Origin of the sequence: Anabaena sp. WFMT (assembly GCF_051781005.1) — a bacterium.
Taxonomy (GTDB): Bacteria; Cyanobacteriota; Cyanobacteriia; order Cyanobacteriales; family Nostocaceae; genus Anabaena.
Window position 1 is genome coordinate 398,470 of record NZ_JBPWOA010000026.1, and the last position, 12,927, is coordinate 411,396.

General features: G+C 36.3%; 14 protein-coding genes. 10 read left to right on the plus strand and 4 right to left on the minus strand.

Annotation, left to right across the window (positions count from 1 at the left end; all coding sequences use genetic code 11):
* Positions 1-28 precede the first annotated feature (28 nt).
* Positions 29-472, minus strand: a complete 444-nt coding sequence (locus ACSQ6I_RS18615; protein ID WP_438891777.1) for a DUF29 domain-containing protein — start codon at positions 470-472, stop codon at positions 29-31.
* 114 nt (positions 473-586) lie between these two features.
* Positions 587-1,381, minus strand: a complete 795-nt coding sequence (locus tag ACSQ6I_RS18620; RefSeq protein ID WP_438891778.1) for an endonuclease/exonuclease/phosphatase family protein — start codon at positions 1,379-1,381, stop codon at positions 587-589.
* 308 nt (positions 1,382-1,689) lie between these two features.
* On the opposite strand from ACSQ6I_RS18620, the gene ACSQ6I_RS18625 reads away from it, so the two are divergent.
* The 7 genes from ACSQ6I_RS18625 to ACSQ6I_RS18655 all read left to right on the plus strand — a co-directional run bounded on the left by ACSQ6I_RS18625 (position 1,690) and on the right by ACSQ6I_RS18655 (position 8,093).
* Positions 1,690-2,721: a DMT family transporter gene (locus ACSQ6I_RS18625; protein ID WP_438891779.1), complete on the plus strand. Its 1,032-nt coding sequence runs from the start codon at positions 1,690-1,692 to the stop codon at positions 2,719-2,721.
* Between the two features lie 163 nt (positions 2,722-2,884).
* On the plus strand, positions 2,885-4,045 hold the full coding sequence (locus ACSQ6I_RS18630) for a DUF58 domain-containing protein (protein ID WP_438891780.1): 1,161 nt from the start codon (positions 2,885-2,887) through the stop codon (positions 4,043-4,045).
* A 217-nt stretch (positions 4,046-4,262) separates the two neighbouring features.
* Positions 4,263-4,628, plus strand: coding sequence for a ferredoxin thioredoxin reductase catalytic beta subunit (locus ACSQ6I_RS18635; RefSeq protein ID WP_438891801.1), 366 nt, complete (start codon positions 4,263-4,265; stop codon positions 4,626-4,628).
* Positions 4,625-5,017 carry a DUF309 domain-containing protein gene (locus ACSQ6I_RS18640; protein ID WP_438891781.1) on the plus strand — a complete coding sequence of 131 codons (393 nt, stop codon included), beginning with the start codon at positions 4,625-4,627 and terminating at the stop codon, positions 5,015-5,017. The genes ACSQ6I_RS18635 and ACSQ6I_RS18640 overlap by 4 nt, the downstream gene beginning before the upstream one ends.
* Positions 5,018-5,342: 325 nt before the next feature.
* Positions 5,343-5,840 (plus strand): LptA/OstA family protein, encoded by a 498-nt coding sequence (locus ACSQ6I_RS18645; RefSeq protein ID WP_438891782.1) that lies wholly within the window; start codon positions 5,343-5,345, stop codon positions 5,838-5,840.
* A 27-nt stretch (positions 5,841-5,867) separates the two neighbouring features.
* Positions 5,868-6,596 carry an LPS export ABC transporter ATP-binding protein gene (gene lptB / locus ACSQ6I_RS18650; RefSeq protein ID WP_015216561.1) on the plus strand — a complete coding sequence of 243 codons (729 nt, stop codon included), beginning with the start codon at positions 5,868-5,870 and terminating at the stop codon, positions 6,594-6,596.
* Between the two features lie 381 nt (positions 6,597-6,977).
* The gene (locus ACSQ6I_RS18655) at positions 6,978-8,093 is read left to right on the plus strand and encodes an LptF/LptG family permease (RefSeq protein WP_323312521.1); all 1,116 of its coding nucleotides are present in this window, start codon (positions 6,978-6,980) and stop codon (positions 8,091-8,093) included.
* A 98-nt stretch (positions 8,094-8,191) separates the two neighbouring features.
* Here the strand turns inward: ACSQ6I_RS18655 and ACSQ6I_RS18660 are convergent, their stop codons facing one another.
* Positions 8,192-8,806, minus strand: a complete 615-nt coding sequence (locus ACSQ6I_RS18660) for a CP12 domain-containing protein (protein ID WP_438891783.1) — start codon at positions 8,804-8,806, stop codon at positions 8,192-8,194.
* A gap of 625 nt (positions 8,807-9,431) precedes the next feature.
* On the opposite strand from ACSQ6I_RS18660, the gene ACSQ6I_RS18665 reads away from it, so the two are divergent.
* The 3 genes from ACSQ6I_RS18665 (at position 9,432) to ACSQ6I_RS18675 (ending at position 11,986) form a co-directional block, all read left to right on the plus strand.
* Positions 9,432-10,457, plus strand: coding sequence for a hypothetical protein (locus ACSQ6I_RS18665; RefSeq protein WP_438891784.1), 1,026 nt, complete (start codon positions 9,432-9,434; stop codon positions 10,455-10,457).
* Positions 10,458-10,995: 538 nt separating this feature from the next.
* Complete coding sequence (locus ACSQ6I_RS18670) at positions 10,996-11,370, plus strand: PD-(D/E)XK nuclease family protein (protein WP_438891785.1); 375 nt, start codon at positions 10,996-10,998, stop codon at positions 11,368-11,370.
* A gap of 43 nt (positions 11,371-11,413) precedes the next feature.
* Entirely contained in the window at positions 11,414-11,986 is a 573-nt protein-coding gene (locus tag ACSQ6I_RS18675; RefSeq protein WP_438891786.1) for a hypothetical protein, read from the plus strand.
* A 55-nt stretch (positions 11,987-12,041) separates the two neighbouring features.
* On the opposite strand, the gene ACSQ6I_RS18680 is transcribed toward ACSQ6I_RS18675, so the two are convergent.
* Complete coding sequence (locus tag ACSQ6I_RS18680) at positions 12,042-12,599, minus strand: Uma2 family endonuclease (protein ID WP_438891787.1); 558 nt, start codon at positions 12,597-12,599, stop codon at positions 12,042-12,044.
* Between the last annotated feature and the right edge of the window lie 328 nt (positions 12,600-12,927).

Below are 12,927 nucleotides of genomic sequence, written 5' to 3' on the forward strand. Positions count from 1 at the left end.
TCACAGATTCAGATAAAAACGAATATATTTAAGGTAAATAATTATCATCTAACAACTGGACTAAAGTGTAATGACATTTTTCTGGTAAAATAGTCAAATTAGTTTTGATTTTCACAAAATCAACCGCACTTTGATAAATATTTTCTAAATCATCCTGTAACTTATTTATTAAATTTGTCGTTAGATGATTATTTAAGTCATATCTAAAAGTCTTGATTTCTCCAATCCAATGACGATAGTTTCTTTCATATTCTACCTGCCAATATTGAAGTAATAATAAATGAATGATGATTTGCCTTAAAAGACTTTTGGCTTTAGCTAAATCTCTTTTCCCCAAGCTGATTAACTCCTCAATTAAGTTTTCTATATCAAGTTGATTAAATTGTCTTTGTTTTAACAATTCAATAGTTTCTTCTAACCATAAGTTTTCATCGCTTTCATAGAGTTGTTTTAAATTAGTAATAATTGTCATAACTTCACACTTCCCTTATCTTCAATATAATCATACCTCTTAATCTCTCTCTGTGCCTCTGCGTCTCTGCGTGAAATAAAAAAATTGTTTCATTTACCCAAAAATTGCTGTAATCTAATTATCAACAATCTCTAAATCAGCAACAATGCCAAAATGATCAGAAGGATAAAGATAACGGTTATTTGCTGCTGGTTGATTGAGAATTACTCGACAATCTCTAACTTGTAAATGCTGATTAATAAAAATATAATCTAAAGTTCCCTTCCACAGTTTCCAACTCCTATTAAAAATTAACGTTCTCCAAAATTGTCTGATTCGTTTTTTCCAACTAATTTGATCTAAAGGTGTGGGACAAGTATATTCTGGTTCTTGTCCATGATAAACTTGATATGCTGATTGATATTTTTCCTTAACTAATGCAATTCCTGATGTTTCAGGAGTACCATTAAAATCTCCCACTGATATAACCGGCATTGTATCAGGAAGTTCTGATAACCAATCTAACATCATTTGTATTTGTTTATTGCGTTTTTTGTGAGAACCGGGATGCCAAAAATAATGACCGTTACAAATTACTATTGATTTATTATCATCTAACTTAATTTGTGCATATTGGGCTATTCTTCCCTGATGTTCTAAATTTAGTGCTGCTGTTTTTTCAATTGGATAACGGCTGAGAATAGCTAAACCAAATGGTAAATCACTATTACATAATTCCTTGGGTACAGATTTATAAATATGAGGCATATTTAATTGTTCTGCTATCCAAGCAGCTGTATCTTCTGATAAACTCACTTCTTGTAATGCAAGAATATCAGGACTTTCGGCTTTGAGTCCCGCTATTAATAATTCTCGGCGTTGTGTCCAATAATTCAGTTTAAATAGAATGTTAATTGTGATAACTTTCATGAGTTTATTAAAATAATCTTTGGTTCTGAGTTGCGCTTTATTGGCAATTATAATCTGTGATTTCTGCAATTCACTGAGTTACAGCACTATTATAAACTACCATTAATTTTTAATTTTTACACAGATTATGTACATATATACTCTCTTTATTATCTATCTCCTGCTTCCCAGAATAAATTTACAAATCAAATCAGATTGCTATAGTATTTATTATGTACAGTAAAATTCTCTTGGGTTAACAAAAAAATGGTAATAACAATATTACCCACTCTGTTCCTTATGATAGAAGGGATAGCTGGAAAATCTTTATGATATTGTTTTTGAGTAAGATGTTCAGCCGCTGGGTGGCGGCTAGTGTCAGGCTTCGCAATTCCACCCATCAACTTACACAAAACAATTTGCACCTTCAGGGAATTATACTGTTTATTGTCATCAACATCATTTGGGGTACAACTTTTCCACTCATTGAAAAAACAGTAGTTAGTCTTTCACCTAGTGTATTAATTGCCACGAGATTTGTAGTAGCAGCATTATTTTTTAGCGTCAACTTGCGGCGACTAAACGCTATTTTGTTACGCGATGGTTTAATTTTGGGAATCTTATTTTTCACCTATCTAGCTACTGAAACAATTGCTCTTGAAAGTATCCATGCTAACCAGGCATCATTTATTGTTAGTTTGAGTGCAATCTTAGTACCTCTAATGGGTTGGCTTTTTGGTCGTTACTTACCGTTGAAAACTTTCCTAGCAGCCGGACTTGCGGTTATTGGTATCGGCGTGATGTGTTGGGGAGAGGGAATATTAGGAATTGGCAATTTGTTAATGTTAGGTGATGCCTTTCTTTATGCAGTTTATACTCTAATCCTAGAAAAAGTAGCATCCCGCCACCCATCTTTATCCCTCACCAGTGTGCAGTTGTTTGTAATTGCAATTATGGGCTTAATCTGGAGCAATACAAAATTAATTGACGAATTGAAGACTATTAATGAAAACTGGGGTGTAATTCTCTATCTGGGGATAGTTGCAACGGCTCTTGTTATTTGGCTACAAACAGTAGCTCAACGCTGGATTCGATCTGAAGAAGCAGCTTTACTCTACACCCTAGAGCCAGTATTCGCAGCTATTTTTTCGTTTTTGTTACTTGGTGAACGGCTAGGGCTAAATGGTTTCATTGGTGCAGTTTTTGTTTTAGCTGCAATAGCTTTAAGTCAACAAAAATCTCCAGATGTCGAGTCGAATACAAAGGTTGATGTCAGCAAGGCAATATTGCCTGTTTTGGTTATCTCTGAGGAAAAACATAAAAAATTAACTAGGTTAGGATTTTTAGATGATCTAACTTAATCCAAGTTGCTAGTTTTTAGGGTTGGTTATGACTAACCCACCCTAAATTTTAAAATTTCTGAATTCATTCAAATCCTGTACATTTCAATTATTTTTAAGTTAAAAAAGAAACTGTTGACAAAGCTGATAAAACTTGCTTTCTTCCCTTCTGTCTCCTTACACTATGAAAATCACCAAAAACATCACCAGTTGGCTAGAAATTCACGCTTCATCTCCTACCTATGGCGGTTGGGTATTAGCCGGCATTGCTATTTGTTATTTAGGCGCTGCTATCAATACGATGGCGGGCTGGTTATATGTAATTAGTGGGGTCTGTCTTGCCCTTGTGGGTGTATCCGCTTTTTTAGCACCGCGATCGCTCAAAAATCTAATTATCAAACGCTCTCCCATCCAGCCAGTCAGCGTTGGCGACGAAATCACCATTGAAATAGAAGTCCATAACCCCACCCAAAGACCTGTCACCTTATTGCAAGTTGCAGATATACTTCCCTTCATTTTAGGCAAACCAGTCAAACAGCCAATTGACACCATTGACGCAAAAGACTCTCACCGTTGGACATATTACCACCCCACCCAACGCCGAGGATTGTACCGATGGGAAACAGTAGAATTAGCCACAGGTGCGCCTTGGGGCTTATTTTGGTGTCGTAGGCAGCGAGAATGCAAAGCTAGAGCAATTGTCTATCCCACCGTTTTACCCCTCACCAGCTGCCCCCTAGTTGATGAAATTGGGCAAGATGAACACCAAAAAAATGATCTTCGGGGAAAACCATTACTATTAGCGACAACAGGATTAGTGCGATCGCTCCGTCCTTATCGCATCGGTGATCCCACCCGTCTCATTCATTGGCGCACCAGCGCTCGTTATGGAGAATTACGAGTCAGAGAATTAGAAGTGATCACAGGTGGACAAGAAATAATTATTGCCCTTGATAGTGCAGCTAATTGGCAACAAGAACAATTTGAACAAGCAGTCATCGCCGCCGCTTCATTATATTTCTATGCCCATAGACAACAATTGCAAGTAGAACTGTGGACAGCAGCCACAGGTTTAATCAAAGGTGATATTCCCGTTCTCGAAACCTTAGCAGCAACCAACCCCTTAGAAGAAGCCAACACACCACCAGACAACTACCCCCTAATTTGGCTCACCCAAAACCCCTTAACTCTATCGAAATTACCTTTGGGCAGTCGTTGGGTTTTATGGGAGAATATAAATCCATCCTCAGAACAAGTCATAGTCAATCGAGACTATCCTGGCATCATCCTTCAAAGTGAACAAGAACTACAACTTCAGTTGCAAAAACCATTAAGTTCACTATAGAAATTGATACAAAAATTAAATTAACTTCAATAAGTTCATCTTCATGGATGACACAAGTTATTTTGCTCTGGAAGAAAACCCAGCGCCTAGGCCGACGAATGTTAGCATAAATCTAGGTCAAAATTTTAAAATTCAGGTTGGGGAGATTTCCCCAGTAATAGCTCACTGAGGCTGTTGTATAATGCAAAGAAATATTTAATTTATGAACGACGATCCAATGATTAAATCAGAAGTTAACACAAAATCCAGCGAAAAAAGCCTAGAGGCAATGCGGCATTTTTCCGAACAATACGCCAAACGGACTGGAACATACTTCTGTTCAGAACCTTCCGTTACAGCAGTCGTAATTGAAGGTTTAGCCAAACATAAAGATGAACTCGGTGCGCCTTTGTGTCCCTGTCGCCACTATGAAGACAAAGAAGCAGAAGTCAGCGCTGCCTATTGGAACTGTCCCTGTGTCCCCATGCGAGAACGCAAAGAGTGCCACTGTATGCTCTTTCTCACCACCGATAACGATTTTGCTGGCGAAAGACAAGATATTTCCCTGGAAACCATCAAAGAAGTGCGGGATAGCATGGGATGAGTGACGACCTACCCCAAGAGTTTTGGCAAGGAGTGGAACAGTTCAACTCTGGACAGTTCTACGCTTGTCATGACACCTTAGAAGCTCTATGGATTGAAGCAACCGAGCCAGAAAAAAGTTTATATCAAGGTATTCTGCAAATTGCAGTAGCCCTCTATCACCTGGGTAATCGTAACTTGCGAGGAGCAATGATTTTATTGGGGGAAGGTAGCAATCGCTTACGCCGTTATCCCGCTAGTGATTGCGCCATCAATGTGGAAGAATTTTTTACTCAAAGTGTGGAATTGTTGAAGGAACTCCAACAAACAGATCCAGAAAAAATTCTTAGTGTAGATTTAGGTAAAAATGCAGCCTTGTCTTTACCTAGAATTTCTATAATTAAAGACTAGCAATAACGAAACTTTTAGGTGTCCTTAAGCGTCAACAATCTCAAGTTGTAGTCACATATTCAAGATTTATCTGCAATTATTCCCGATAGCAGATTGTATTTCTGGATAAAGTGGTTGAGTTGACACTTCAGCACCTCTAGTGCAACAAGGCAAAAAGAATAAAAGCTTGTTTAATCAGCTTTTTAACCTTTTTCACTAGATATCTATTTTCGCCCTTTTGTACTGGTAATATTGAGGCTGATTTTTTTCAACTTTAATTTTGGTGATTCTGCACTGAGTACGATTTTTTAAATCAGAATACAAACTGAGATAATCCTTATCCACTATGATACCCCCCTATCAATTGCCAAAATCACAGATACATCGTCTTGGATTGGCGCTAATGCTACCCGTTGCGCTATTGGGTGCAATTGCTTTTCCCAGCCAATTACCAACCGCTACAGCCCAATCATCTGGGGGAAATCGCCCACTCACCATTCGCTCTGATGTGCAAGAATATGATGCCAAAAGTCAAGTAATTACTGCTCGTGGTAATGTGCAAATGTTGTATCCTGCTCGTCAGTTGCAAGCAACAGCAGCCCAAGCACAATACTTTAGTCAAGAAAGACGCATTGATTTCAGTGGTAATGTCTATATTTTGCAACAGGGTAATAATAGTATTAGGGCAGAAAAAGTAACTTATTTGATTGATGAAGGTCGATTTATCGCCTTACCCCAGTCTAATCGTCAGGTAGAATCTGTGTACATGGTAGAAGACTCTAATCTCAATGGACAAAATGCCAAACCTGCCCCAAAGACACCATCTCTCAAGCGTTCTAATTAGTATCTGTTACCACAAAAAACGCGAATAGTGAAAATAGTTTTAGAAAATATTCACAAATCTTACGGCAAGCGACTAATTGTCAATCGCGTTAACCTTTCTGTAGCTCAAGGTGAAGTTGTTGGCTTACTCGGCCCCAATGGGGCTGGTAAAACGACGACATTTTATATCGCTACAGGCTTAGAAAAACCCAATCAAGGGCGGGTGTGGTTGGATAATTTGGATATTACGGGAATGCCCATGCACAAGAGAGCTAGATTGGGAATTGGCTATTTAGCTCAAGAAGCAAGTGTGTTTCGTCAACTCTCCGTTCAAGATAATATCCTGCTAGTATTCGAGCAAACTAGTGTACCACGCAGGGAGTGGTCGAGACGGTTGCATGATTTAATCGGGGAGTTTCGCTTGGAAAAAGTTGCCAATAGCAAAGGAATTCAACTTTCTGGTGGTGAAAGACGACGGACAGAGTTAGCCAGGGCTTTAGCAGCAGGAAGACAAGGGCCAAAATTCCTATTGTTGGATGAACCATTTGCGGGAGTAGACCCTATAGCAGTTGCAGAAATTCAAGAAATTGTGGGACAATTGCGCGATCGCGGTATGGGCATTCTCATCACAGATCACAATGTCCGCGAAACCCTGGCCATTACTGATCGTGGTTATATCATGCGGGAAGGGCAAATTCTCGCTTTTGGCATAGCAGATGAACTTTACAATAACCCACTCGTGCGTCAATACTATTTAGGTGATAACTTTTCAACTTAGAATTTATTATTGTTAATAATAAAAAATAATTTAAATCTCATAAATTAGCCACTTCAATCACAATTATAAATACCTTTTCAAACTGCTAATACATCTGCCGAGATTTAACTTTTAAACTTATTGTAAGTATTCAGGATGGAGAATACATAAATCATGAGAATCAAGGCTTTTCGAGTCAATTTTGATGATTTTGAGAAAATCTCACTTCTCTCCATTCCTGATTTCATAAGCATTCTGACTCCTTGCCCTGAGCGTTCACGTAGTGTGTCGAAGACAAGTCGAAGGGCTAACTCCTGAATTCTGACTCCTGACAAATTACTTATGATATCCAAGCAGATTAAATCTTTCTACTCACTCAATTCACTGCTGCCTTTTTCCATCATGGATCGCTATTTGGCAATGCAGTTGCTACCGCTATTTCTATTCGGAGTTGGAGCATTTACTTCTGTAGTCTTAGCAATTGACAGCCTATTTGAATTATTACGAAAAGTAGTAGAATCTGGACTACCAATCACCACAGCCCTGAAAGTTTTTGCCTTAAAACTGCCTTATGTCATGGTTTATTCCTTCCCCATGTCCACCTTATTAGCTACTTTAATGACCTACAGTCGTTTGTCTAGTGAGAGTGAACTAATAGCCCTTCGTGGTTGTGGAGTAAGCGTCTATCGCATGGTTCTAACTGCTGTTTTATTAAGTACTTTAGTCACAGGCATGACTTATGTTTTTAATGAACAGATTGCACCAGCAGCCAATTATGAAGCAACTCGGACACTAGAGCAGGCACTAAAATCAGATACACCCTCATTTAAACAACAAAATATCTACTATCCTGAATATCGAGAAATTAAACAACCAGATGGTAGTACTAATAAAATACTTTCACGCTTGTTTTATGCCGATCAATTTGATGGCAAAAAAATGCAAGGTTTAACAATTATAGATAGATCTACACAAGGACTCAATCAAATACTCGTCTCAGAATCTGCCCAGTGGAATGCTTCAGAACAAGTTTGGGATTTTTATAATGGTACTATTTATTTAGTTGCTCCCGACCGTTCCTATCGAAATATTTTGCGGTTTGAAAAACAACAATTGCAACTACCCCGCACACCTTTAAATTTAGCAGAAAATAGCCGAGATTATGGCGAAATGAACATTTCCCAAGCTCTAGAACAACTAGAAATAGAACGTTTAGCTGGCAACCCCCAAAAAATTAGAAAATTAGAAGTGCGGATTCAACAAAAAATTGCCTTTCCCTTTGTATCTATAATTTTTGGTTTAGTAGGTTCGGCAATGGGCAGCATACCTCAACGGACAGGTAGAGGAACGAGTTTTGGGATCAGTGTCATAGTTATTTTCAGTTACTACTTATTATTATCAGTTTCTGGTGCTTTAGCACAGGCAGATATTCTTTCTCCCTTAATAGGTGCTTGGTTGCCTAACTTATTTGGTTTGGTAACAGGTCTATTTCTATTGTCGCGAGTTGCACAAAGATAAATAATTTGTAATTCGTAATTCGTAATTTGTAATTTGTAAGTAAGGATTCAGGATACAGTATTCTGACTCCTGACTCCCGACTTCTTACAGTAAAAGTTTTATTGAGGATTCCGACATTCTGGTGCAGCTGGATTTTCTCGGCAATATTCTTCAAAAGAAAGTTTAGCTGACACCATAACTTCAGCTTTCTGATGTGCAGCTTCTGCTTGTAGTTCCTCTACCTCATCCCAAGCAGCAGCGCAGGCTTTAGAATAAGCTCCTTGTTTAGTACAAGTAGCACGGGCTTCTTCAATCGCTTTTTTAATTCTCTCCTCTAGTAGTAACGTTTTAGGAGCTTCCACAAAATCACTTTTGGTGAGAATATCCGTAATTGAGATAATTCCCAACATCTGACCTTGAATTACAGGGGCCCTGCGAATACCAGTATTAGCAAACAATCGTGCTACGTATTCTACACTCAGATTAGGATCGACAATAATACAAGGCTTACTCATAATTTCATAAACCCTTAATTGTCTAGGGTCTTTGCCGTAAGCTGTCACCTTATAGACAATATCTGTTTCAGTGACAATGCCATAGGCATCATCATCATAGCGACGATCCACAACCAGCGCACGCAATCCTTTTTCTTTCATTAGTCCGACTGCTTCTGCAACAGTCGCTGTACCACGAATAGTAACTACGTCCTTGGTCATGATATCTTCGGCTTTCATGATTAAGTCTCCTGGTGAATGGTACAGTAGTAACTAGGAAGGGAAAAGTTTAACAATTGCAGGACTTACGCAAAACCTACTTCAAATATTGTCATTGCGACGTAAGGAAGCAATCTCAAACCCCGATGTTTCGTTAAAATGCGTAAGTCCTAAATTGTTTGGCTATACCAATAAAATTAGTCCAGCTTTCAACTCCAGATGATATCCAAAGTGACCGATACCTGAAAACTAAGCATAAATTGACTAAAAGTTATAAAAAAATGTCAAAGAACTGCAAGGTTTAACACTAACTTTACATTTGGGATTGAAAATACTTCTACTTATAATGGTTCTTGGCCAGATGTAATAAATACAGTCGAGGTAGGGGAAATCCTTTCCCCACAGGCTTGGCAATTGAAAACTGCACATCACTAATCTGAAAACTGCTATAGAATTTCTTATAAATTTATTTAATTTACATTTCGTATGAAAGTAAATTTTTGATTAATTAAACTGTATTACACATGAATTATGATTTTTGAGCAGCTAGGATGAAATTACAATACTTTTACTATTGATATAGTTCAACTCAAGAGAAGCATCCAAATCTTTCCTAATTTATAAAAATCATTCAATTAATAAAGTTATGCCAGCACGCAACTATCCCCCTGCTTATTTACGTTATCTCAAAGCCAGATTATCCAATTTCTTACGGCCTAGTTTTTGGGGAACAGGCATTTTCTTAATCGTTGTAGTCCTAGTAATTAGGGAATATTGGGTAAATCCAGCACTTTTCACTGAAAAACCAAATAAAGACGCAGTTGTTTCCGAGAATGTTGAAGAAGCTTCACTTTCTAATGAAGATAAAGCAATTACAGCAGATATTGATAATATGCCATCTTTGTTGAGCGATTTTGACAAAGAAAATTTATCTGCGATAATACCTACATTCCCAGAAAATTCTCAGGTAGATAACAGGGAAACATTTTTCAACGATGCAATTAATAAACAAAATGCTGATGCTAATCCTGCCAAATTAAATCCTGGAGTAGGGATAGTTAATCAAGTTTCTTCAGTCAGTGTAAAAAATCCCTTTGTCCTGCAAGCAGAAAAATTATTGCAGCCTGTTAAGGCTAATAATAGCAACCAATTTTCAGGTATTAATAATCTAGTTGTTCCCAGTTCAACAGAAGTAACAGCCGTTTCTAATTTGAGTTTTGAATTGAATAATCAAACTATAAACAATCAAACTCCTGTTTTGATCAATCCTTTAGCAGCAGCCATTAACAAATCTAGTAATACAAACCAAATAAATTCTTTTAGTAGTAATGGAAATTTAAGATCAATTGCACCTAATAACAGCTTACCTAATCAGGGTTTACCCTCTAGTTCCAGTATGGGTTATATTCAGCCAGGATTAGTGAACCAGCCACAAAACCCCTATAGTAATTTTAATAACGTTCAGACACCACCCAATGTAGTAACACCAACAACAGGTTTAACTCCTGTACCTAATAATTCCTATGCTGTCCAGCCTTCAAGTCGAGATGTTGTCAACTCAACTGCTACTGTAGGATATGGAAATTATGGTAATTATAATTTACAGCAGCCTAGTCAATTACCGCAATCTAATTTATCTTATCCTGGGCAGGTGCAACAGTATCCCAGGTAATTTTTGCAGGGTCATTACTAAATAATATGGTTTTAGCTGATATATTTTTCACAATTAGATTTACCATTTAGAAAACAACGTTTTAATCCTAAGGATAATGTTTGAATAAAGAATCTTGATTCAGGCAAATCATTTTAGAAATAGCTTAATGTGAATGATAATTTTACTAGATTGACAGAACATAACTCTCAATCAACAGTTTAAACTTTGAGTGATACAGGGATTTAAAATCTGATTTTTACATTCATGTTTCAGTATTTTACAACTGAAATTGATGGGGATGGTAAAATAATCGCTATTTTTTTACTTAGAGAACTCCACAAAAAGAAATGCCCAATGTCATTCTGTTCACGAAGTGTGGCGTTAGCCATACGGAACGAAGTGTAGTGAAGAATCCTCCGAGATGCTTCGTTTCGCTTTGCTACACTCAGCATGACAAAACAGGATCATTTATTTTGTGGCTTACTCTTATCTGTTAAAAATGTCAAGATTCATACTCGAATTCATTTGTATTTAATAAAAATCACATCACAATATTATGTTGGAACAAGAGTTAGATATCGAATCAATTATAAATGAGTTAAAGGTCTTACCATTATTTAACCTTTCATTATCATCTAAAGAATTATTTCATAGTAACTTTTTAGCCTGGATATGTGAAATTTATCCAAAAATATTAGGCGTAGTATTTGCAGATTATCTAGAACATGATGTATCTTCTTGTGAAATATCTAATGTATATCGAGAATATAAGAAGATAGATTTAACATTAAAATATAGTCATGGAGAAACATTAATTATTGAAAATAAAGTAAAAAGCCTTCCTGACTTGGAACAATTGAAAAAATATTCTCTTGAACACCCTAATGTAAATTTCTTGCTTTTAAGTTTAGTTGAACCCAATTTTTCATAATAAAAATATAGATAAACTATGGGAAATTCGATTTCGTGATGTCATGATTAAACTTTGGTATTCACAATTAGCAGAATGTCTAAAACAAAGATTACAAACAGAGGGATTCAAAATAAATACAAATTGGGACGATATAAAAAAAGGAGAATTTACGGCACATTCAGACATGAGTAATGGAAAAGGGTATTGTGCTTTTTATTACTGCATAAAAGATAAAGACTCTTATTTAAAAAATGGAAAACTCATTGGTAGTCCTATTATTTTAGGTATTCAGATTGATGATAATAAATTTGGCGTTTCATGGGGATTTTGGTATAGTAAAATAAAAGGTAGAATTATAGCTGAAAAATTATTAAATTCAAATATTTGGTTTGATCTATCTCTTATTCCTGGGAACTCTCAAGAATATCCCACAACTAAAAGTAAAGTTTTTAATCAATATGATAAAGGTGATATTTTGTATCGTTCTAAGAATTTAGAAAATATGATTACTGTAAATGAACTTATTGATCTCATACTCAAATACCTGTACATAATTAAACAAAAAGAAATGAATATAGAAGAAATTATAGAAAGTGTATTAAACATATCTAAAAATAATGAGATAGATACCTGAATTGTTTTAAAAAATGGTAATACGCGTATTAATAGATTATAGATAAAGATGATTATTAAAATATTTCACTCACATTAATACTCACATCAGGAAAAGCTAAAATTGATAAACTTTGACTTTTCACTAACTTTTGTATATCTTGATAAATTCCCTGGAGAGGATTTCGATATATTTCGATAATTTCCTGATTAACATCTACTAACCAAACTTCAGAAATCTTTGCTTCTGCATACAAAGGAATTTTCACTTCCCGGTCATATTTTACAGTTGTATCGGCAACTTCTATTAACAAAAATATATCTTCTGGTTGGGGGTGTGAATTTCTATAAAAATCTGGACGTGGTTTTAATAATGCTATATCTGGTTGCGGTTCAGAAGTTTCATCTAATTCTATAGGATTTTGAGGTGCAAGAATGATCTCTTTTCCTAAAAGCTGAATTAGCAGATTAACTAATCTATTTACACAACCGGCGTGTCTTGTCCCAATAGGTGACATATCAATCATTTCTCCTCGAATTAATTCTACTCGATCATTTTCTGACAAAATACCAGATTCAGCCATTTGGTGAAATTGCTTAACTGTAAATTGGTGTCTGAGTAGTTGTAAAACCATTTTCACCTCTATTTGGATTTTAATTGAGATGGGTAAAAACTAATAATTCAGGAATCATGATTGAAGTAAGGAAACCCAAAACGATTAATATTTTTGTTGGGTTGCGCTGATGCTTAACCCAATCTACTTTTTGATTATATCAGGACTTACTCAAAACCATGAGGAAACGTTCGCGCAGCTTGCCGTTAGGCATACCGCAGAGGACGCAGAGGACACAGAGGAATAAGAGTTTGGGAGAGTTTTTGCGTAAGTCCTATATATGTCTTTTTTGTTAGGTGGACATTACCCAATTATGCTCAATTAAACTAAAGCTGTTGAGGGGGCAACA

What these genes read in the sequence shown, in the direction of transcription:
- ACSQ6I_RS18615 (WP_438891777.1), bottom strand. Translation starts at nt 472, where the DNA reads ATGACAATTATTACTAATTTAAAACAACTCTATGAAAGCGATGAAAAC.
- ACSQ6I_RS18620 (WP_438891778.1), bottom strand. Translation starts at nt 1,381, where the DNA reads ATGAAAGTTATCACAATTAACATTCTATTTAAACTGAATTATTGGACA.
- ACSQ6I_RS18625 (WP_438891779.1), top strand. Translation starts at nt 1,690, where the DNA reads ATGATATTGTTTTTGAGTAAGATGTTCAGCCGCTGGGTGGCGGCTAGT.
- ACSQ6I_RS18630 (WP_438891780.1), top strand. Translation starts at nt 2,885, where the DNA reads ATGAAAATCACCAAAAACATCACCAGTTGGCTAGAAATTCACGCTTCA.
- ACSQ6I_RS18635 (WP_438891801.1), top strand. Translation starts at nt 4,263, where the DNA reads ATGATTAAATCAGAAGTTAACACAAAATCCAGCGAAAAAAGCCTAGAG.
- ACSQ6I_RS18640 (WP_438891781.1), top strand. Translation starts at nt 4,625, where the DNA reads ATGAGTGACGACCTACCCCAAGAGTTTTGGCAAGGAGTGGAACAGTTC.
- ACSQ6I_RS18645 (WP_438891782.1), top strand. Translation starts at nt 5,343, where the DNA reads ATGATACCCCCCTATCAATTGCCAAAATCACAGATACATCGTCTTGGA.
- ACSQ6I_RS18655 (WP_323312521.1), top strand. Translation starts at nt 6,978, where the DNA reads ATGGATCGCTATTTGGCAATGCAGTTGCTACCGCTATTTCTATTCGGA.
- ACSQ6I_RS18660 (WP_438891783.1), bottom strand. Translation starts at nt 8,806, where the DNA reads ATGAAAGCCGAAGATATCATGACCAAGGACGTAGTTACTATTCGTGGT.
- ACSQ6I_RS18665 (WP_438891784.1), top strand. Translation starts at nt 9,432, where the DNA reads ATGCCAGCACGCAACTATCCCCCTGCTTATTTACGTTATCTCAAAGCC.
- ACSQ6I_RS18670 (WP_438891785.1), top strand. Translation starts at nt 10,996, where the DNA reads ATGTTGGAACAAGAGTTAGATATCGAATCAATTATAAATGAGTTAAAG.
- ACSQ6I_RS18675 (WP_438891786.1), top strand. Translation starts at nt 11,414, where the DNA reads ATGATTAAACTTTGGTATTCACAATTAGCAGAATGTCTAAAACAAAGA.
- ACSQ6I_RS18680 (WP_438891787.1), bottom strand. Translation starts at nt 12,599, where the DNA reads ATGGTTTTACAACTACTCAGACACCAATTTACAGTTAAGCAATTTCAC.